Origin of the sequence: Prosthecobacter sp. (genome assembly GCF_044227185.1) — a bacterium.
GTDB lineage: Bacteria > Verrucomicrobiota > Verrucomicrobiia > Verrucomicrobiales > Verrucomicrobiaceae > Prosthecobacter.
Genome location: NZ_JBGAFO010000011.1, coordinates 44578 through 65234, shown reverse-complemented (window position 1 = coordinate 65234; position 20657 = coordinate 44578). Strand labels below are relative to the sequence as shown.

Genomic DNA, 20657 nt, shown 5'->3' with positions numbered 1-20657 from the left:
GAGCTAACGTGTTCCCCATAGATCCAGGGGGTCCACCAACTTCAACGGAGCCGCACTCGTTGGAGTGCGGAGAGTCATTCGCCTGCTCTGGACCGGGGCCCGGCTGGCAGACTTCAACGGAGCCGCACTCGTTGGAGTGCGGAGAGTGGAATCAAGCATGGCACATGTCTTTCCAGCGCATTACTTCAACGGAGCCGCACTCGTTGGAGTGCGGAGAGTGGCGACGGCATCGGGATCTGGAGAGAGCAGGGAGCGACTTCAACGGAGCCGCACTCGTTGGAGTGCGGAGAGGGCGCCGAAGCCATCGGTGCGCTTGGCCGCTAGCAAACTTCAACGGAGCCGCACTCGTTGGAGTGCGGAGAGACGACCGCCAAAGCCATGACCGATCTGACCACCAAGATCACTTCAACGGAGCCGCACTCGTTGGAGTGCGGAGAGTCCAGACGAGCCAGGCAGAGCCAGAGTCGAAGGATCATCACTTCAACGGAGCCGCACTCGTTGGAGTGCGGAGAGGCCCTTGCAAAAAGCTCTTGTCGGTGGCCTGATTCATGACTTCAACGGAGCCGCACTCGTTGGAGTGCGGAGAGCTCGTTCCATTTGCGAGGCCCTGAAAGCGCCGCATTGCACTTCAACGGAGCCGCACTCGTTGGAGTGCGGAGAGACGCCCTGCCCCTCAAAAGGCAGGGCATTTCATTTTCAACTTCAACGGAGCCGCACTCGTTGGAGTGCGGAGAGTCAACACCTCCACGGCGGGGGATGAAGGAAGCGAAGAGACTTCAACGGAGCCGCACTCGTTGGAGTGCGGAGAGTGCACATTCTGCCCGCATTCGTCCACCGTCTTTTTACTTCAACGGAGCCGCACTCGTTGGAGTGCGGAGAGCCATGCGAACCGACGGCAAGACAGCATGGCCGTGCGACTTCAACGGAGCCGCACTCGTTGGAGTGCGGAGAGAATCTTCCCCGTGTCCGCAGAGCCATTCCCTCCGCTGACTTCAACGGAGCCGCACTCGTTGGAGTGCGGAGAGGGCAAACAGGTATTTGGCTCCTGCGGTTCGAGCGCAACTTCAACGGAGCCGCACTCGTTGGAGTGCGGAGAGGCGGCAGCGGCAGTCGGCGTGCTCGCATTCGATGAAACTTCAACGGAGCCGCACTCGTTGGAGTGCGGAGAGTCCACGCCTATGAGGTCGCCCAGCAGGGCCCCGGCTTACTTCAACGGAGCCGCACTCGTTGGAGTGCGGAGAGAAACTCGGCTGGCTCCCGCCAGGCGGACAGTAGCCAGTACTTCAACGGAGCCGCACTCGTTGGAGTGCGGAGAGGACACCTGTGCTTGCTCATTGGGGCCGTCGCATTCCAACTTCAACGGAGCCGCACTCGTTGGAGTGCGGAGAGCCGCCGCCAGCCAAGCCTCCGCCTTCTCCCGCGTCCTACTTCAACGGAGCCGCACTCGTTGGAGTGCGGAGAGCACCAAGTACGAGGGTGAAAAGGACACGAGCACCATCTGACTTCAACGGAGCCGCACTCGTTGGAGTGCGGAGAGGAACGAGAGTGGAGCGCTGGGTATAGCGCATGACGGTACTTCAACGGAGCCGCACTCGTTGGAGTGCGGAGAGGTGGCGGGAGATTCTCGGGCGTGCAGGTCAAGTTCTGTACTTCAACGGAGCCGCACTCGTTGGAGTGCGGAGAGTTCCGCTATCCCCTGATCCGCACCCACCATGCCAGAGCCACACTTCAACGGAGCCGCACTCGTTGGAGTGCGGAGAGTCGCTCAACTGTCGCTAAGCGAGTCGCTATCTGATCGCACTTCAACGGAGCCGCACTCGTTGGAGTGCGGAGAGCCCGTGGTGGAGAAACCAGACCTGGGGGAACTTGCCAGCACTTCAACGGAGCCGCACTCGTTGGAGTGCGGAGAGCTTGCACCCTATGGCATCAAGCAAGTGCTGATCGGTGAACTTCAACGGAGCCGCACTCGTTGGAGTGCGGAGAGCACAGCCTACAGCGTGGTGGCGGGCGGGGGCTCCAAACTTCAACGGAGCCGCACTCGTTGGAGTGCGGAGAGGCAGCCGGTTCTTCCCACAGCCCGCCGGCCCCGTCAACTTCAACGGAGCCGCACTCGTTGGAGTGCGGAGAGAAACAATATGAACGAACCTAAAATCACCCACACCAATAACTTCAACGGAGCCGCACTCGTTGGAGTGCGGAGAGCTACCGCTCCAGAGCCGCCGCCGCCCTGGATGTAGTACTTCAACGGAGCCGCACTCGTTGGAGTGCGGAGAGGCGGCAACGGCCTTACATGCCGCCACCCCACCGACGCACTTCAACGGAGCCGCACTCGTTGGAGTGCGGAGAGGAAGGCGGCTCTGGCTGGTGAGGGCGGAGCTGAGCAGGACTTCAACGGAGCCGCACTCGTTGGAGTGCGGAGAGAGCGCGGTCAGCGCTCCTACCTGGGACAGCTCGCGAAACTTCAACGGAGCCGCACTCGTTGGAGTGCGGAGAGCCAGCGGCCAGGACTTCCCCCGCAGGCTCCAGCTCTACTTCAACGGAGCCGCACTCGTTGGAGTGCGGAGAGTTGGTATTTTATTTACTGGCTTCACTGCTATTTACAAACTTCAACGGAGCCGCACTCGTTGGAGTGCGGAGAGCCACTTGAGAAAATGCCGCTGATGCGATGCAGAGGACTTCAACGGAGCCGCACTCGTTGGAGTGCGGAGAGCACCAAATGACAACGGCCATAATCGGCGACATCACGAACTTCAACGGAGCCGCACTCGTTGGAGTGCGGAGAGGCGCATATTTCCGGGGCAGCAAGTGACGCTGAACGGTACTTCAACGGAGCCGCACTCGTTGGAGTGCGGAGAGTTCCTTGGCCGCCTCCCCGGAGTGGACCACGTTTTATTTACTTCAACGGAGCCGCACTCGTTGGAGTGCGGAGAGTCAGGATTGGCCTCGCGCCACTGGTCCACGACCTCCTGACTTCAACGGAGCCGCACTCGTTGGAGTGCGGAGAGCACGGTTTACCGGGGAGATGCGGCGGGCGGCGGGCGCGACTTCAACGGAGCCGCACTCGTTGGAGTGCGGAGAGAACTCGACGCTGTCCTGAGCCCAGAAGCGGACGCTGGCGTACTTCAACGGAGCCGCACTCGTTGGAGTGCGGAGAGAGTAGGAAAAGATGAACCTCTTTCTTCCGCCCGATTTTACTTCAACGGAGCCGCACTCGTTGGAGTGCGGAGAGCCGCCACGTCGCGCTCATATCGAGCATTGGTGAAGGCGTTACTTCAACGGAGCCGCACTCGTTGGAGTGCGGAGAGTCGGCACCTGCGAGGATGCCCGCGAGGTCATGAGCCCCACTTCAACGGAGCCGCACTCGTTGGAGTGCGGAGAGCAGCCAACGGCACCGACTACACCCTCGCCGAAGTCCAACTTCAACGGAGCCGCACTCGTTGGAGTGCGGAGAGGTCCAGGAGGGAGCGACGCTGACCGCCCCGGCGCTGACCAACTTCAACGGAGCCGCACTCGTTGGAGTGCGGAGAGGGCACAAAGGCTGTCAGCAATCTTGGCGGTGTTTCAACTTCAACGGAGCCGCACTCGTTGGAGTGCGGAGAGTGTCGCCTCTGGCCCCCCGCAAATTCAATCACTCCAGCTGCACTTGGCGAGCGGTGGAGCGGAGATGACTAGGGGAGGCAGGGGCGGCATGGAGGGGATGCGTGCGAAGGCATTGGTTTTCAACACGCGAGCGCCTGAGCACCCCAGACGCGGCACCGAACCGCTCGCGGTCTAAATTTTGGAAAATGTAAAAGATCAAAAACGGACGCGGAGTGTTCTACACCACGTAGCACGGCGCATCAAACTTGGAATACGGCAATCCCAAGGATGAAATCACGCGGTCTCCCCTGCCCTCCGCCGGCCCGAGCGAGACAAACAGCACCTGGTCCTCATCGTGCTTGATCAACGTCTTCAGCTCGCGCTGCAGTTGCACCAGTTCACGCGGGTTTAGGTCACACTCGAAAACGGAGAACTGCAGGTGGGTGCCGTGGTTTTTGCACACCTTGAAGACTTTCTTAAGTCGCCGGTCATTGGCAATGTCGTAGCACACCAGGTAGGTGTGGCGGGCGCTTACGATCACGTTGCGGTCAGACATCGGAAGTGGGAGGCGTGGGGTTCGTCAGCGCGTCACCATCGGCACGTAGTCGGGGATCTCCCCGGTCAGGTGGCGGGCCATCAGCCGCGCCTGCAGCTCCAGCACGCGGCGATAGCTCACCTTGTAATCAAAGACGGGGTGGGTGATCAGCGTGTTCATCCGCTGCTCATAGGCGTGAAAAAAGGCACGCCGTCCCTGCTGCGTGAGGTTCACCGCCTCTCCGGCGCGCACAAAGTGCACTGCCGTGACCATGCGATTGTTGATCGCCGTGAGCACCGCGCTTTCCGCCACCAGCGGGCGAAACTCCTCCATCAGGTCCAGCGCCAGCGCGGGGCGACCGTGGCGCGGTTGGTGGTAAAAACCCACGTAGGGGTCAAAACCCACCGCCAGCGCGGCGATGGTGCAATCCTTGGCCAGCAGGCTGTAAGCAAGCGACAGCAGCGCGTTCACCGGGTCAGTGGGCGGCCGGCGGCGGCGTTGAGTGAAATCAAAGGTGAAGGCCTCCGTCTCCGCCTTGCGCCGCTCCTGCGCCCGGCCCGTGATCTCCAGTCCGGGGATCTCGTCATCCAGATCGTCCTCGCCTACTTTGATCATGCCGGCAAAGTGCTGGAAGTAGAGCGCGGCGGCAGCGCCCTCCATGCCCAGCAGCTCGTCCAGCCCGCGCGCATTCGGCACCCGCCCGGAGATCTCCCGCAGCCCCACCACGGCGGCCGCAGGCGGCTGGGAGTGCAGGCGCATCAGCATCGTGCGGTGATTGCGTATCTTCGCCTGCACCATCTTTTGCGCGATGGCCAGGCATTGCAGCGGATTGGCCGCCGCCGCAAACTGCTGGATGCGCGTGTGTACGTTTTTCAGGCCATGCCCGCGCGTGAGGCCGTAAAACCACCCGCCCATGCTGAAGTACGCCACGGGGATCTCTTGCTCGCACAGCTCCTGCACGGCCTGGGTGCTGAGCTGGATGTTGCCAAAGAGCGCCACATGCGTCACGTCGTTCAGCCTCACCTCGTCCAGCACGCTGTCGCCATCTTTCACGATCAACCGCTCGGACTTGATGCCAATGCGGCAGCCTTGCGTGTTCAGGTACAGCGCACGCTCATCGTCACGCGCCGCGATGAGCCGTCGCGGTGGCGCAGCCGCAGGGGAAGAGGCAGCCGCAGGCGCGCGTGCAGGCATCACGGCAGCAGGCTTCACCCCCAAAGCGCCCCCACCAGCGCCCCCGCGCTCGGTGGAGAGCAGGCGCGTCTCATCCGGCAGGCAAACGGGGGCGAGGGAGCAGCGCACGCACTTGGGACTGTTCACCAGCGGCGGCGGGATCTCTGGCGAGGCCGCCACCACGCGCGCCTCGGCGATCTTGGTGATGATCCACGACTCGATCTGTGGCGTCATGCGCAGCGGCACGCGCTGCCGTGTGGCGCGGTAATAGATCACACCCTCCTCGCAGGCGTAGCCATTGTCGCGCAGCACCAGAATCTGCAGGCCCAGCTGCATCTTGTCCGCATCCCACAACTCGTTCGTCTCCACGCCCTGCTTGGGCGCACCTGCTTTGTAATCCACCGGCGTCACTCTCTGCACCTCCGCTAGTGCGCGACCTCCTGCCGTGCTGAAGAGATCATCCGCACCGCGCACCGCCATCTTCACCTCGATCAGGTCCATCTTCGCCACCACGCCCAGGCGCGTGGAGCTCAGCATCACGGAGCGCGAGTGGATCGTCTCCTCCGCGCTCGGCGCCTCCTGCTCCGGCTCATGCATTTTCAGGTCGGAGAGATCCGGCTCCCCACCCTCCGTCGTCACAACCGCCTGCGTGGCAGCATCAGCGTCGGGGGCAACCTCTTCGGCTTCGGCCTTTTTCTTCTTGGCCGCCCGTGGCAGCGCTCCCCTGCCCCGGTCCACCTTCTCGTGAATTGCCGAGCCACGCTCCGTGTCCGCATTGCTGACAAACACGCCCTCCACCTGCTCGTAATAAAAAAGGCGCGGGCAATAGACAAACTCATTGAGCATGCGCGCCCGCATCGGCTCCTCCGCTGTCGTGCTCGCGCTTTCAGCCTCCGGCCCCGGCTCAGCCAAGCGCGCCCGACCAGGCATCAGCACATCCGCCGCCTCATTCTCCCGCCGCAACCGCCCGATGCCCCAGAGATCCAGCTCCGGGTGGTCTAGCGGGTCAGGCAGAGGCTCATAGAGATACTCCGGCTCCCACATCTCCGGACGATGCGGGTAGAGAGCACGTGCAGTACGGTAGGCGGGCAGATTCATAAAAGTGGCCCGCAACAGTCAACCCGCGCGGCTTTGTAAAAAGTGAATCAGAAAGGCCCTCATTCTAACACATAAGCATGATTCGTAAATATAAGTTACGTCGCACACCGAGATCCGCCCTGTCAGATCTTGGAAGGTGAGTGAATTAAAGACTCTTCGCAGGTGTGAAATTCCTGTATTTACCAAGTGTGATGCGTTGGCTGCGGAACATGGCCGTGATACCACGTGCTGAGAATTCGATCGCATCTGGATTATTGGCGAGCAGGCCAGGAATGGCCAATACTGACCTGACGACGTCAAGAGTTAGCCAGCCACTCCAAAGAGGCCAAGTTATGAAAGTGTCGTTGCTCTTGCTTCCTTTAAAGGAGGTAGTTGCAAGGCCATCTTTAATCGGCACGGTGGGAAACAATGGCAATGCGGCGACAGCTAGGCGATTCGCTCCCCGGACTGTTCGAACAGGATCTTTCGAAGGCTCGTCCCAGCGAAGTGCATAGCGACGATCATCCGCATCGTCCCAACGCATGATGGGACTGGGATCGCGGTAACGCCAGGGCCCAAAGAGCGCTTCTCTGAGGTGTTCCAAATTGGTTTGCTTTGCAAGTTCATTCATGAACTCCAAGAAATGTTGATGCCCTGCTCCGCTCATTGTGCGAAAGGCAGTGTCTTCGATCTGTCCTTCCTCGTTGAGGACGGCGTCACAGCCAAATGCCGCCACCATGGAACAACCAAATGCATCGCTTCCTTCCACGTAATTGTTCACCATCTCCATTGAGAGGCACTTGAAGGTTTGCTGACTGACTTTGAGGTCTTTGTCAAAAGTGATGGTTCGGTGCCCAGCGACTGAAACCAGAGATTCGTGGAGTGTGGTCAACAAGGTTTCTTGGTCGAAGTCTGCAGGAAGTTCGATAACTGGGTAATATGTGCCCCCATTCGGAATCCATTTCATGCGACTCGATGCGAGTGAGTCCGTTCTCGCTAGGGTGTGAAAGGCGCCTATGGCGGCCATGAATCCAAGCAGACTGCTTCCATCCAAGGCAGTGAAAGTGTATTCGGTCTTGATAGAGTTCATCAGACTGTTGGCGTTTCGGGTTTGGCGCTGGCTGTTTGATCGGCGAGGCGTAGAACAGCTTCAAGCATTGCAAGCCCCCACCAGCCGTGATGCCGGGTGAGTAGCCAGAAACGTTCTGCAATGCCAGAGTCAATGGAGTGTGCAGGAGCCTTTTTGCGTGCTTCGGAGCTCAGAATCAGTTTCAATTCGTCTACGTTGAATTCGATAGATGGTGGCTCTTCATCGACCACCACAGGCGCGAAAGGTCGGCCATGGCCGTGATGGCTGGCTATAAGGTGCAGGACGAGAGCTGCACTTAGGACGTCCAAGGGCAGTTTCGACCTGGCTTCCGGCAGGTCGGCCAAATGAACGGAAAGCATTTCGTGGCGAAAGAACTTCGGCAGTGTGGCCCGTTCACGCGCCTTTTCATAGGCGGCGGTCGAACTTGGGATATTGTCGGACTTGGCCCATAGTACTGGCTGCGAAAAAGCCGCGCTTACGCTACTTTGAAGCAGCAAGGCTTGGAATCGTGGATCCGCTTTGCCAATGTCATGCAGCTTTGCAGCACACGCGATAGCCTCATTATAGTTCATCAACCCCAAGGCGGCAGCGTATTTAACAGCAAGTTTGCCAACCTGGCTCGTATGCGCTTCCAAGGTTTGCTTATGAGGGCGTAACAACAAGGGATCGCCAGGACCGTCGTCATTTGGTTCATCTGCGGTGCCCGTTATCGGAGGAAGCAGCGCACGAGCGGTGAGCACAACTCCTGACCTGTCGGGGTATGGTTCGACATCAAATCGTTTGGTTTGAGCGATAAAGCAGAGCCTTTCCTTGAGTGAGGCTTTATCAGTGTTGCATTCAGCGACTGATTTTAGGACGGTCCTTACCTCCGGGGAATTCCAGTCAAACTCTGCATTTGTGACCCAACCTTTTAGCTGGCCAGCATATGTGTCGCCATCTGGCCAAAAAATGTTTGGATGCAAACGCACAATGGCTCGCCGTTTGAGCTTGGCTTGACCTTCATCACCAAGGTCAATGCATTTTGGATCAGTGCTATCCTTGACAGGTAAATGGCCTAGAGTTTCCCAGCCGCCGTCCTGAGCACGAAGAACAATCGTTTGCCCGGGACGGAGGGTCGCCGCTGACTGAATGATGGCGCTTTCCTCACCTTTCCAGATGAGTCCAGTCTTCTTCAAAGATCTGTCTTTTTTCCGGTAATCGGCCTCTTCTTCCTCCGTTGCAGCAGGCGCGTCACCTGTAATGTCTTCACTGTTGTCACCTTTTTCCAACCATTGGCGCATGAAGTGCAGCGGCACCGGCAAGCACTCCAGATTTGTGGGCGGGCAAAGCGCGAGAATCTCGGGCCATTGCCCCGCATCCTCAGGGAGATCCGCACGCCAGCAGACTTGCACCTCTGCCATATCCCGTTGGGGACCATGAAGAAATAGAGAGATTTCTGGATCAGCTGCCGGTGATGGATTGGTCTGGACCCAGCAGTCAAGGTAAGCTGGCAGCAGAACCGGGGCGCTCGCACGAGGCATCAGGAGGTGGCTGAACGCCTCATCATTTGCCTCTCGAGCAGCATTTACAGCCATGGTCATTGAGTTGAGTCCAAAGTCCACCGTGTCATTGACGGCTTGATCTTTGAGCCAGCGCCATGTTCGCGGAATGGCATTTCCGTAGATAGGATCGTCGAGCTTGTCGTCGTTGAGCTTGTTTTCCTCAATATTTCTCTCTTCTGGCAAGACGATAACGCCTTGTGCTGAGATGGGCCTGCCTCCACGATTGAGCCGGCCGAAGCGCTGACGCAGGGCGTCCAGGCTTGCGCACTCGCTAATGAGAACATCGAAGTCGAAATCTGCTCCGACTTCCAGGCATTGCGTGGAGACGACGATTTGGAGCTGGCTGTCTGTTTTTCGTTCGCCGCCTGTCTTTAAATAAGATTGAAGTTCCCCGGTGACTTCATCTCGATCAAGCGGACGCATTCTACCGATAAGTAAGGTGACGTTGGCCGCGCTGTGCTTTTTTATCAACAGCTTGGCAAGGTCGCGCGCGGTTCGCACACGGTTGACCATGACAGCAACAGAGCGGGCCTGCGGATTCTGTGCGATTATCCTGCTGGCTTCCGTTTCGAGCACTTTTACCAGTTCTTCGATGGCCGCTTTCCCTTTGGCTTTAGCTGCCAGCACAAGGCGAACAGGCTTTGATGCCACCAATCTTTGCTTGAGAACCGGATGAGCTCGATCCTTATCGCTGAGTTCGAGCATGGTGGCTTTCTCATTCTTTGGGGGAGTTGCCGTCATCCGCACGATACCAAACGGCAGTGAGACGGGCTCCGTCCCATTCGGTTGGCACACTCGATAGAGTTTCACCCAGTCAAGGGTTTGTAAAAAAGGCTGACTGATATGCGCTTCGTCAATAAGCAGCAGGCTGTCTTGTGACACGAGCGCGGCATGAATGGGCCTGGCTTCGTTGCTCACCCCATATCCTCGGAAGAGCAGGCGTGACCCCGCTTGATCGACCGTACTGCAGAGGATCATGGGTTGGATGATGGACTTCGCCCAAGCACGGTCACGAAAAATTCCACCCCTCAACTGAACACAAAGCAGTGGCGCTTCAACCTGCCCACCGCCGCTCTGCTCTCCAGCAAGGTACCTTAGGCACACCGCCACCTTTGCAATGATCCCAGATGGATCACTTCCTTCCTTGTGGGAGGCTTCAAGTTTTAAGGCAAGCTTTTGAGCTCTGTCATAGGCTTCATCTACGATGATTCGTCGGTTAACGATGAAGAAGATGCGACGGCCTACCGTACGCTTAGCGAACGGTTGCGCAGACTGAACGGCCAAAGCAAACACGGCAGCATCCAGGCAGGCAGTTTTCCCGCTGCCTGTCGGCACTGTGACATAGTCAGGGGCTTTCCCAGCGCAGAGACAGTTGGCGAAGTCTTGCTGCCAGGGAAAGGGATCAAAACCCCAGAGGGCTTTGAAAAAAACACCAAACATTTCAGGCGAAAGAACAGGAAGAACACTCATTTGGGTGAATGGCCGAGGGGTTTGCAAAGGCCGTAACCACGATACCGTCCTGCACCAATCAGCACTGGACCTTCGACTTCACAGTCAAACTCGATAAGCACATGCACCTGCTGGCGAGAGCCGCCCGTTTTGCTGGGAAGCCAAGGCATGCCATTGGGACCGGGTCGCGAGCGCGGTGCACCGCGATGCCAGGATGTCTTATCGATGTCCACGGCTCGGGGCTTAGGCAGCCCAATGCGCTCGCAACTGGCACTGATGGATGCCGCCACTTCCTGCCGCCAGGCAGAGCGTTCTTCGACATCGGTTGGATCATGCTTTGGATGGCGGTCCAGAACGACAGGCGTGACACTTGCCCATACGGACGAAGCTTCCGTCCATGTTTCTGGACGCAAAGCTAAAGGGCGGGCGCTGCGGTCTTCACGCTGTAAAGACCAGGTGCCTTGTCTGCCGAAATTTAAAACAAGCTCGCGATCTTCGCCTGTGACCGTGAAAAGCACGCGCTGCAATTGCTTCCCGCGTTCTTCCGCCGGAATTGAGCGCGGAAATGCCAGGCCAAGGCCTAAGATGTGTCCATCCGCATGTTCATTGCCCACAAATGCCAGGGGAAACAATGCCAGGTGCGGCGAATCGGCAGGCTCGTTCAAGGCACGGTGACCAGTGAACCAAGAGGGAGCATCTTCACTGCCTTTCAGTAGAGCGCCTCGAAGCGACTCAACCAATAGGTTGGTGGACTCCAGGCCTAGCACAGGCCCATCTAGCTTTGTGAGCACGAAGATGTCAGGATCGAAAATAGTGGGAATGGATGGCACCTCTGCGTTTTGCATTTCGGAGTAGGCATGACTGGCACCCACAAAAGGGCGACGACGTAGGGGGGGCTGAAGGGAAGCCCTCCAGTCTTCACCAAAGCGTTCTTTGAAGGCGTCTTTGGCCTTCTTCTTCGCCGCACCAGTGGCCGCTTCAATTTTTCCGCTCAATTCAAAGAACGTATCTATCTCATCGGCATTGAAGCGCTTGTCGAGGTCGGCCAAAAAGCCGGGGGCAATGCTGCGAAGCTTGATTCCACTGCGAGATAATTTGAAAGATGAGTCCGGCAAGAGGTTGGCCTGAGGGACAGATGATTCTTCAGCGACCCAGATCATGGTCAGTGAAGATGAGTGACCAACGCGAACAACCTTGGCCACAAGCCGATGAAAGGCAGGCTCAAGATCGGCGGGCAAATGCACATCATGCCAGATAAGGTGCACTTGGTTGCGTTGCTGCCCAATCCCAAGACTGATGGCTGGAAAGGTGCGCTCCTGCCTGCTTCTAAAGGCGGGCATAATCCCCAAAGCGCTGCGCATTTCGACAGCCTTCACACTGGCGGGTTTTGCTGTGAGCGCGGTGTCATTCACAGGAACATAAAACTTCACTACAGAGCGACGCTGCTCCTTTGGCACCTGGGCGCAATGCATGGCTGGAGGAGGCTGCTGCTCAAGCCATTCCAGGCATAGACGTTCCTCCGTCCACACGGCAAGAGCTTCCGGGCCGTCTTCAGGCAAGGGGCGTGTTTCATGGTACGCCGCGACAAGCGCCATAAAAACACGCGCGGGATGAGGTGGCCACTCCGCTGTTTCACGGCTGTCTACAGAGGTCATCACCGCCGTGCCGGTGAGGAACTCAATGCCAAGGGCAAACATAGGAGATGAGATTAGTTACCGCCGGTTTCTGGAGCGGTGGCGGAAATTTCTTGGGATCGTTTGAGCAGCGCAACCAAATTGGGCGCGGGCTTCAATGTGATGGGATCGCTGTGCCATTTGAGCCCCTCCTTTTCAGCGGCAGCAACAGCATCATTTAAAAGCGAAATCGCCACCTCTGAAGTGAGGGTGTATTTCTCCGGTGTCTGTCCCGGGACAGCTAGGAGTTCCCACATCAGCGGTCCGGTGGGCCAGAGCAGGCAGCGGGAGCGCAGATCAAACCCGCTTTCAGCAGCTAGAGCCGCAGCGGTCAGAGCAAGCGCCACCAGCACTGTGCGAGCTGCATTGTCACGTTCAAGAGTGGCCTTGCCATTGACAGGGAAGCGAAGCCTGCGCAGCGCCGGAAGCGAGAGCACAATGGTTTGCTCGGCGTAGTCGATAGTTGCACCGCCCTCGGTGATGTCTGGTGTGATGTTGCCGTGATTGACCTCAGATGGCGACACTGCCCCAGGGGTCTTTTCCGTGGCGGCAAGCTCATAAGTGCCATCCTTCTTAACGACCTTGGCGGCCGCACGCATTCCCAGCGGATCAATGCGGCTGCTGGTCTTTATGCCGATCTGGGCATTCACTCCGATGATCTCAGACACCAGAGCCCGCTGAAACTTGGCTCCCAGTCCACCCTTTGGCCCGGTAGAATCCCAAATTCCAAGAACAAGCGCTGTGGGGCAGAGTTGGTAGAGCGGCGTGGCGTTCTGCAGGCTGGCGGCATCGAGTTGTTTGCCGAGATCACTTTTTCGGAATGGCTGCCCTTCGTAAAGACTGTCACGAAGGATTGCATCCGCCACCCGGTGAGGAGCCTCGAGGCTGGTCACACGTCTTACTTCATCCAACAACCCCAATCCGCTAAAGTCCACGCTTAGCACGGGCACTTTGACTTTGTTGCTGTCGAGAGCAGCCTGCAGCGCATCTTCCATGCGATTGGCCTGCGCCTGCACCGAGTCCAAAACCACACAGGTCTTGGTTTGCGGATTTTCACCTCTTCCATCGAAGATCTGGCGTTCCTCCTTGGCATAACGAGCGCCGGAATAAGTGGGAGGAAACACTTTATCGCCCACGCCGCCCGCAGGCTGAAGACGAGTGCGGCAGCGGAAAGCGGCGGCGGAGCTGCTAATGGCATTGGTGAGTTCTTTGAGTGTCATGGTCGCTGTTGGTTGGGTGGTCAAAAATGAATTTGGCGTTTGAGTGAATCAGTTCTGAAGATTAGCTTGTTATTCTTCTCTTTCTTTTCAATCATACTCTTCTTTTAATCATGAAGGCTTTAAAGCGCAATCGCCTTATTGATCCTCCGTTGAAGCATGATCAACTGCAGAGTGTGCAGGTGAGCACGCGCTTGTTCCGCGCTCCTCCGGGAGCGCGGCCCCTTTATCATGATGCCGTGAACGGCCCGGACCTGACTCAGGCGGCGGCCAGTTCGCGGGTCTCGGCTTCGGCGATCTCGATCCTGTCGGTTCCTGGCGGGATGCCTTTTGGCAGGAGCACGGGGATTTCCTCGGTGACTCCGTCCACGGTCAGTCTGACGATGCCCTGGCGCGCCTGGGATGAAAACGGCTCTTCCAGAATCAGGAAGCCGGGCCCCATCTGTCCCACCCGCACAGCATGCCCGCCCACGAGGAGCGACATGCGAACCTGGGCCGAGTATCCGTTGGAGGAATGAGGAAGCATGAGAAAGGAGGAACTGCTGCAGAACGCCGAGTCTTATGCATGGCTGCATGGTCTCGAAATTCTGGGCTCTCTGGGAGACGGCACTCAGGGTATGGTATGGAGAGTGAGAGACAAGGGAAAGCTGCATCAGCGGGCGCTGAAAATTCATGCTTCCATCAAGGCTTACCGCGCAGAGGTGGCGGTTTACGAGCGGTTGCGCCCCATTTTCAGCCTGGAGGGCTTCAACATCCCAGTGATGCTGCGGCATGATGAGCGCTGGCTGGCCATCGAGCTGGGCCTTGTCCAGCCACCTTACATCCTGGATTTTGCCCAGGCCTGCCTCGACTGGCCACCGGATTTCTCCGAGGAAGTGTGGGAAGAGACGCTGCAAAAATGGCGCGACACGTACGGTGATGACTGGCCGCGGGTCCAACGACTGCTGAGTGCTCTGGAGGGACTGGGAATTTACTATCTCGACGTTCACCGCCGCAATATCGCCCTTCCAACCTGAGAGCCAGCGCATGGCCCGGCTAACGAGGCCGTTTGGATGCATGGCGCATATTAAACTCATCGCTTCATTTAATGGTAAATTATTAAACCAGTCATTCTTTTTCTCACAAACACTGAGTAATTCGTATTATCCAGTCACAGAGGTACACTTGGTGGCCTTTTTCGCCGATCAAGGACGTCTGCGGCTGCTGTTACTTCTCCTGCTTTCCCTCCTCCTCCTTCATGATCTGCTCCATGGGCATGGCGTCGTCCGCCAGGGCCTGGGCGTCCATGGTGCCGCTGGATTTCATGCGCATGGCGCGGACTTTGCGGGAGATGGCGCCGCCGGTGGATTTGAGGCCTTGGGCGGTGAATGGCACCCCGCTGCTGGTGTGGGCGTCCATCTGCATGGCGGCGGCGCTGGCGATGGCGTCTTGGTTGGCGGCGAGGAAGAGGAACTCCCAGCCTTTTTCATCGCGATAAAGGCGGATGAGGTCGGCAATGTGCTTGGCGGTGTATTCCTGGGAGGCGTTTTCTTCGCCATCGGTGAAGATGGTGACGATGACCTTGCCGGGCTTTTGCGCGGCGGGGAGGGCGGCGATGCGCTGGCTGGTTTCTTTGATGGTGCGGCCAATGGCGTCCAGCAGCGCTGTGCTGCCACGGGGCACGAAGGTGGCGGCGGTGAGCTGCGGCACCTCCTGGATGGGCATGGCGGAGACGGGCACCTCGTAGGCGTCATCAAAGAGCACCAGCGTGAGCCGCGCGTCTCCGGGCACGTCGAGCTGGGTTTTGATGAAGTGATTGAACGCGGCGACGGCGGGCTCCTGCATGGACTGCATGGAGCCGGAGCGGTCGAGGATGTAGGCGATTTCGGTGAGATGGGAATTCATAAGCGGCGAATTCTTCCCACAGGGGGTGGGACATCCGCAGGGGTACCGGGAAAAGATTTGCAAAAATATTCGTTAAGGCTCCCAAATATTCTTCTTCATGCCTCCCCTTCCCCGCTCCACCCAGAAGACACCCGCCATGCGCTCCGGTGCCAGCCGCCCGGCCTTTTGGCGGATGCTCGAGATCCACAAAATCATCTCGCTGGGCAAATACCCGAACTGCTCCACGCTGGCCCGGGAGACGGAGCTGACGCCCAAGACGATCCAGCGCGACATCAGTTTCATGCGAGATCAGATGGGGCTGCCACTGGAGTATGACGCGGTGCGGCACGGCTACCACTACACGGCACCGGTGCATGACTTCCCCATGCTGCATCTTTCCCGCAATGACCTGGTGGCGCTCTTCCTGGCGCGGCACGCGCTGGAACCACTGCGGGGCACACTCATGGAGCGCATGCTGGCGGAAAGCTTCAGCAAAATTGCCGATGCCTGCCCAGGGCAGATCTCCATCGCCTGGCATGAGCTGGACGCGGCCTTTTCCGTGAAGGCCTCCGGGGTGCTGGCGGCGGATGTGACGCTCTTTGGCGATCTGCTGGATGCAGTACGCGCCTGCCGGGAGGTTTGCTTTGACTACCACAAGCTGACCGGCACCGGCGCGGAGCAGCGCACGGTGCACCCCTACCATGTGGGGCAGATCGAGCACGGATGGTATCTTCTGGGATATGATCCCATGCGCGGTGCGGTGCGCACCTTTGCGCTGCAGCGCATCATGAACCTCAAGGTGCTGGAGGAAAGATTCACCCGGGACCCGGGCTTTAACGCACGGGACCACCTGGGTGGCGGCTTTGGGGTATGGAGCTACGGCAGCGGAGAGAAGCCCCTGCACGAGGTGCACATCCGCTTTGAAGGCTACGCCGCCCGCGTGGTGGCTGAGCGCCAGTGGCACCCCACGCAGGCAATTCGCAAACTGGAGCCGGATGGCAGCGTGATCGAGTTTCAGGCAGATCTGGCCGGCCTGGAGGAGATCACCCGCTGGGTGCTGAGCTGGGGCAGCCGCGCCCAGGTGCTGGGCCCGCCGGAGCTCAAGGCCCGCGTGCAGGAGGAGCTGCAAGCAATGATGCAGGACTGTGGATGAGTTAGTCAGCCAGTTTCCGAACATGCGGTCCGCAACAGCCTTGTTTACCAGAGCACCAATCCCAAAGGCGATATGCCTTGCGTTACGGTGGCCCCACAAAGCCGCGCAGGCGCTGATACGTTCGCAGCAGCATGGGATGACTCCGGGAGAAGGCCGGATTGCTGAGCCAGCCGGCCAGAATCTCGAGCGCGGCCCGGTCTTTCGCGGCAAGCTCGTCTCCTTTGAGGGAGGCTGAAGGAGTGAGCAGATTGTCCGACACCGCCACATTCGCATTGGGGAAGACGCCCGCAAACCCTCGCAGCTCCTCCGGGGTTCGCTTGTCATCGAGCAAATAAGATTCCACGGCCCGGCGCTGCGCGGCATCCCGCACGTCGCCGGGGCGATCATGTTGGAGATCATGAGGCCGCTCTGCTGATGCCTGCTGGCAAACTGCCCCAGCATCGGCAGCACCTGGGCGGGCTGCTTCAGCGCCAGCCTCTCCAGAGTGAGAAATGCCGCATGCCGCACGGCCTGCTGGCGGCGCTCATCACACAGGTTCAGCAGATCGGGCAGCAGCGCGGTGTGGACGATGACCTCGAAGGCCTGCAGGTAGCCCGCGGAAAGCGCCGCACGCCAGCCGGCGTTGTGCAGCATCTCGGCAGACTTTTGCTTGAGCAGCACCGTGTCCGTCTCATCGCTGTTGTCGCGTGCCAGGTTCCTCATGTCCACCGCCCATTCTTCCGGCGAATTCGCCCTCTGTTGGGTCAACTGGGGGATGTTTGAGCGGATGGAACACCCATCTCAGATTGATCCCCGAGAGTGCTCCGTCATTTTGGCCCTCAAAAAAGAACGAGTGAGGCAGCGCATTTCAGCGGCCGAATTGGCTCGAAAGATTGGCATTGGCCGCAATACGATTCCGATTATGTGATGGTTTGCAAGTCAGCCTGAAAAGATCTTTTGGTCCAATGGCTGTGTCCGTCCGCCGATCGTACTCTGTCCCGGGAGGCCCAGTCGAAGCCTGTTTGCGACGAGTGAACGACGCAGAGGTCATGATGCTAGCCAAAATCCTTGATTGCAAGATCACGGACCTCTTTCCTGCAAACACCAAGACGGTTCTGACAGTGCTTCGTCACAGCAAGTGAGGGACGACAAGCGATGCCTGTGGTGAGACAAAATAATGCGCATCCTCCTATTGCTCGGCAGCGCCAAGGGCTGGTCCAGCGTCAGGTCCGCAGTGCCGAGCCGATGAGCTGTTTTGCGACAGCAGGGGCTATAAGATGGAAGACTGAAGAAAAAAGCGGAGACGCTGCGGATTTTTATGCCAGGACCTTGTTCAAAAAGTTCCGGGTGATCTGCTGCACGCGCTCATCGGGGCCAAATGGGCGGGACCAGTGGGACCACGGCAGGGTGTGGCCGGGCGGATGGCTGAGTCCCTGGCACCAGAAGATGGTCGCGGCATTGAAGATGAAGTTGTCTTTCGGTCCGGGGTAAACGGTGGCGGTGTAATTGGAAAGCGTTTCACCGCCGACCCACACAGGCCCCTCGGCAATGATCTCCAGGCCGGGGATCTCGGTCGCGGCGAGGTTGTGATACTCCCAGCCGACGAGGCCGGGAATGCGGTCGCCCTTTTTCATGCCCGTGCCTTCGAAGATCCAGTGGCCGGGATTGGTCACGATCCAGTCGCCACCGCCGTTGATGGGGCGGCCGTTGCGTGCACCCATCAGCAGGCCCTCGTCGGGGCCATGCTCCGGGAAGGGGCCGTTGTTTTCCTCACGGTCCCTCACATAGTCCTGATTGCCGCCGTAGGGGCCACCGCGGAACATGATGCGGTTTTCACGCCCATCGAAGCCCGCGCGCATAGGCGTCACCCAGCATACGGCGTTGCCGGAGAGGAACATCAGATTCACACCCGCATCGCGCATCTTCTCGACGCTGCGGAACTGGCGGATGTCCCAATACTCATCGTGGCCGACGCTGATGAATGTCCGGCACTTCAGTCCACGATCTGGTGTGAGCATGTCGCTGTTGGAGCAATAGCTCACATCGTAGCCGTGCTGTTCCAGCCAGTAGGAGAGCGGCTGCTCGAAGGAGGTGAACTCGCCAGAGCCGACCGAGAGCGGGTCATTGACGATGCCGGTGTACTGCGACTGCCGCCCGTAAGGCCGGTCAAAGCTCACATCCGCCCACGGCCCCTGGTTGCCCTTTGGATGCGTGTAGACGGAGTAATGAGTGGGCCAGCGGTTGTAGGCCTGCCAGGTGTTGTCCGAGCACTGAAACAGAATGTCCGCAGGCCGCTCATCGCGCACGATGAAGATGACGTAGCTCTGCCAGTAGGGCTTGTCAGGCTGCTCCGGCAGCGTGGTGAGCCGGCCCAGATAGACTCCACTGACCCAGTCCTCGGGAATGGCGAGTGTCGTGGTGGGCTCCCACCGGCATTCGTGGAGGTCCTTTTCGCCAGGCTTTGGCATCGGCTGCGCCTTGCCATCGAAAGGCCCGAGCACTTTCATCAGCCGTGCCCCTTTGCCGCCGTAGTAACCGGTGCGGAAGATCTCGATCATGAACTTCGCCGCAGGCGCTGTCGAGACCATGATGTCGATCGTCTCGCCCGCCTTCACGCTTTGCCGCGAGCAATAGCCCTCGATCCACGACGAGCGAAAGCCATCCGACTTGTCCAGCCGCACCCGGGAGAGCTGCCAGTCGAGCGTGCCTTCCTTGGCATTCTCCATGGCGATGACATTGCTCCGCGCGGACTGGGCAGCACGCGCGGGCCCGGGGGCTCCAGCGAGCAGGCCACCACCAAGCGCGCTGGTGGCGGAGGTCTTCAAAAAGGCACGGCGGGAGAAATCGGATGGGGTTGGATTGTCGGGTGTCATGAGGTGATTGCCATGCCGCTCGGTCTACGCGGTCTAATCTGCATGCAGTCATGCCGGGAAGTCTGCGGTCCTGCGTAGCGAATGCATGTTGAGGTTGGAAACTCCGAACACATGGCGAGTGCTACCTACGTGCCCGGCGGGGGCAATTGTGCGTGTTAATTCAGCCTGCTAAGCGAACAGTGCTGCAATCGGACTGCCCTGATCGGTGATCGGCACGGGGCGGTCGCCGTCGTGGAGGCTGGCGGTGTAATCCACGCCGACAGCGGCGCAGATGGTGGCAAAGAAGTCGGGCACGCTGACGGGATTCTTGACGATCTTTTTGGCGAGGTCGTCGGTATCACCCCAGGCTCCGCAGTGGCGCAGGCCGCCTCCGGCCAGCACGCAGCTGAAGGCGCTGCCCTGATGACCACGGCCACCACCGCCGTCAAACTCGGGCGGACGACCGAACTCGGTGGTGATGACGATGAGTGTCTTGTCGAGCAGCCTGCGGCTTTCGAGATCGGTGATGAGCGCGGCGACGGCGCCGTCGAGTTCCTTGATCAGCTCGTGCTGTTTCAAGATGCCTTGGTTGTGCGCGTCCCAGCCGGTGCCGTTGAGGAAGTTCAAGTTGTGCGAGACTTCGACGAAACGCACCCCCTGCTCGACCAGTCTGCGGCTGAGCAGGCAGCGCTGGCCAAACTCACCGCCGTAGCTCTGGCGCAGTGCAGCGGGCTCCTCATCGAGCTGGAAGACGCGATTGAACGCCGGGCCGCTGAACCTCAGGCTTTGCTCGATGGCGGCATCGTAGCTCTTCAGCCTCGGGTCGCTGGTCGGAGGTGCGCTGGCTTGCAGCGCGGAGAGGAACTGGCCCCGGCGCTGCTGACGCGCGGCGTTGACATCAAGCGGGCGGGATAGGCCTGCCGGCCCGCGACTGGTGTCCGTGAGATAAAGATAGCCAGACTGCGCGCCGAGGAAGCCGGGACCACGAGTGACGTTCGGATAGCCGATGAGCACATACGGCGGCGCTTTGTCTGAGGCGGGGCCGCGCTGGTGGGTGATGATCGAGCCGATGGAGGGGTAGCTGATCGTGCCGCTGATCGGACGGCCGGTGTGCATGCGGTTGGTGGCTGCGGCGTGTTCATCAATGACATCGTGATGCACGGTGCGCACCGCCGTCACGCGATCCATGAACGGCGCGAGCCTGTGCAGATGCTCGCACACACGCACGCCGCGCACTGCCGTGTCGATGGAGTCGTAGTAGGAGCCCGCCTTTTTCGCCAGTGGATCGCCGCGCCGTTTGGGATCAAAGGTGTCCGTCTGCGCCATGCCACCCCCGAGCCAGATGGAGATGACGTGCTCGGCTTTGCCCTGGATGAGCGGTGGCGCCGGTGCGGCGATGAGCGGGCGGGAAAACGCGGCTGCGCCTGCGAGCGAGGCGGTGGAGCTGAGGAAGTGTCGGCGGTTCATCAAAAATGT

The 20657-nt window shown here is 59.3% G+C and carries 14 protein-coding genes and 1 CRISPR repeat array (1 of these 15 running past the window's edge); of the genes, 3 read left to right on the top strand and 11 right to left on the bottom strand.

Annotated features, from left to right (window positions below; genetic code table 11):
- Positions 1-3600: direct repeats of the CRISPR family, unit length 36 nt; unit sequence ACTTCAACGGAGCCGCACTCGTTGGAGTGCGGAGAG; it reaches 5446 nt to the left of the window's first position.
- Positions 3601-3817: 217 nt separating this feature from the next.
- From cas2 to ACILSQ_RS23305, 7 genes are all read right to left on the bottom strand, one after another.
- Entirely contained in the window at positions 3818-4135 is a 318-nt protein-coding gene (gene cas2 / locus ACILSQ_RS23335; protein WP_395746082.1) for a CRISPR-associated endonuclease Cas2, read from the bottom strand.
- Between the two features lie 24 nt (positions 4136-4159).
- Positions 4160-6385, bottom strand: a complete 2226-nt coding sequence (gene cas1, locus ACILSQ_RS23330) for a CRISPR-associated endonuclease Cas1 (protein WP_395746081.1) — start codon at positions 6383-6385, stop codon at positions 4160-4162.
- Between the two features lie 145 nt (positions 6386-6530).
- Complete coding sequence (locus tag ACILSQ_RS23325; RefSeq protein ID WP_395746080.1) at positions 6531-7331, bottom strand: hypothetical protein; 801 nt, start codon at positions 7329-7331, stop codon at positions 6531-6533.
- Positions 7332-7453: 122 nt separating this feature from the next.
- Positions 7454-10465, bottom strand: a complete 3012-nt coding sequence (gene cas3u / locus ACILSQ_RS23320) for a type I-U CRISPR-associated helicase/endonuclease Cas3 (RefSeq protein WP_395746079.1) — start codon at positions 10463-10465, stop codon at positions 7454-7456.
- Positions 10462-12141, bottom strand: coding sequence for a type I-U CRISPR-associated protein Csb2 (gene csb2 / locus ACILSQ_RS23315; RefSeq protein ID WP_395746078.1), 1680 nt, complete (start codon positions 12139-12141; stop codon positions 10462-10464). Before csb2 ends, cas3u begins: the two co-directional genes overlap by 4 nt.
- A gap of 11 nt (positions 12142-12152) precedes the next feature.
- Positions 12153-13337 (bottom strand): type I-U CRISPR-associated RAMP protein Csb1/Cas7u, encoded by a 1185-nt coding sequence (gene cas7u, locus ACILSQ_RS23310; protein ID WP_395746077.1) that lies wholly within the window; start codon positions 13335-13337, stop codon positions 12153-12155.
- Between the two features lie 256 nt (positions 13338-13593).
- The gene (locus ACILSQ_RS23305) at positions 13594-13860 is read right to left on the bottom strand and encodes a hypothetical protein (RefSeq protein WP_395746076.1); all 267 of its coding nucleotides are present in this window, start codon (positions 13858-13860) and stop codon (positions 13594-13596) included.
- On the opposite strand from ACILSQ_RS23305, the gene ACILSQ_RS23300 reads away from it, so the two are divergent.
- Positions 13859-14350: a hypothetical protein gene (locus ACILSQ_RS23300; protein ID WP_395746075.1), complete on the top strand. Its 492-nt coding sequence runs from the start codon at positions 13859-13861 to the stop codon at positions 14348-14350. The genes ACILSQ_RS23305 and ACILSQ_RS23300 overlap by 2 nt on opposite strands.
- Positions 14351-14540: 190 nt before the next feature.
- Here the strand turns inward: ACILSQ_RS23300 and ACILSQ_RS23295 are convergent, their stop codons facing one another.
- Positions 14541-15218 (bottom strand): hypothetical protein, encoded by a 678-nt coding sequence (locus tag ACILSQ_RS23295; RefSeq protein ID WP_395746074.1) that lies wholly within the window; start codon positions 15216-15218, stop codon positions 14541-14543.
- 97 nt (positions 15219-15315) lie between these two features.
- Between ACILSQ_RS23295 and ACILSQ_RS23290 the strand changes: the two genes are divergently transcribed.
- Positions 15316-16350, top strand: a complete 1035-nt coding sequence (locus ACILSQ_RS23290) for a helix-turn-helix transcriptional regulator (RefSeq protein ID WP_395746073.1) — start codon at positions 15316-15318, stop codon at positions 16348-16350.
- Between the two features lie 82 nt (positions 16351-16432).
- Here ACILSQ_RS23290 and ACILSQ_RS23285 read toward each other — a convergent pair whose 3' ends face one another.
- Complete coding sequence (locus tag ACILSQ_RS23285) at positions 16433-16693, bottom strand: hypothetical protein (RefSeq protein WP_395746072.1); 261 nt, start codon at positions 16691-16693, stop codon at positions 16433-16435.
- 71 nt (positions 16694-16764) lie between these two features.
- Here ACILSQ_RS23285 and ACILSQ_RS23280 point away from each other — a divergent pair, with 71 nt between their 5' ends.
- Positions 16765-17112: a hypothetical protein gene (locus ACILSQ_RS23280; RefSeq protein ID WP_395746071.1), complete on the top strand. Its 348-nt coding sequence runs from the start codon at positions 16765-16767 to the stop codon at positions 17110-17112.
- Positions 17113-17645: 533 nt separating this feature from the next.
- Here ACILSQ_RS23280 and ACILSQ_RS23275 read toward each other — a convergent pair.
- A complete protein-coding gene (locus ACILSQ_RS23275) occupies positions 17646-19202 on the bottom strand; it encodes a N,N-dimethylformamidase beta subunit family domain-containing protein (RefSeq protein ID WP_395746070.1) in 1557 nt (518 codons plus the stop codon).
- A 168-nt stretch (positions 19203-19370) separates the two neighbouring features.
- Entirely contained in the window at positions 19371-20648 is a 1278-nt protein-coding gene (locus ACILSQ_RS23270; protein WP_395746069.1) for a DUF1501 domain-containing protein, read from the bottom strand.
- Between the last annotated feature and the right edge of the window lie 9 nt (positions 20649-20657).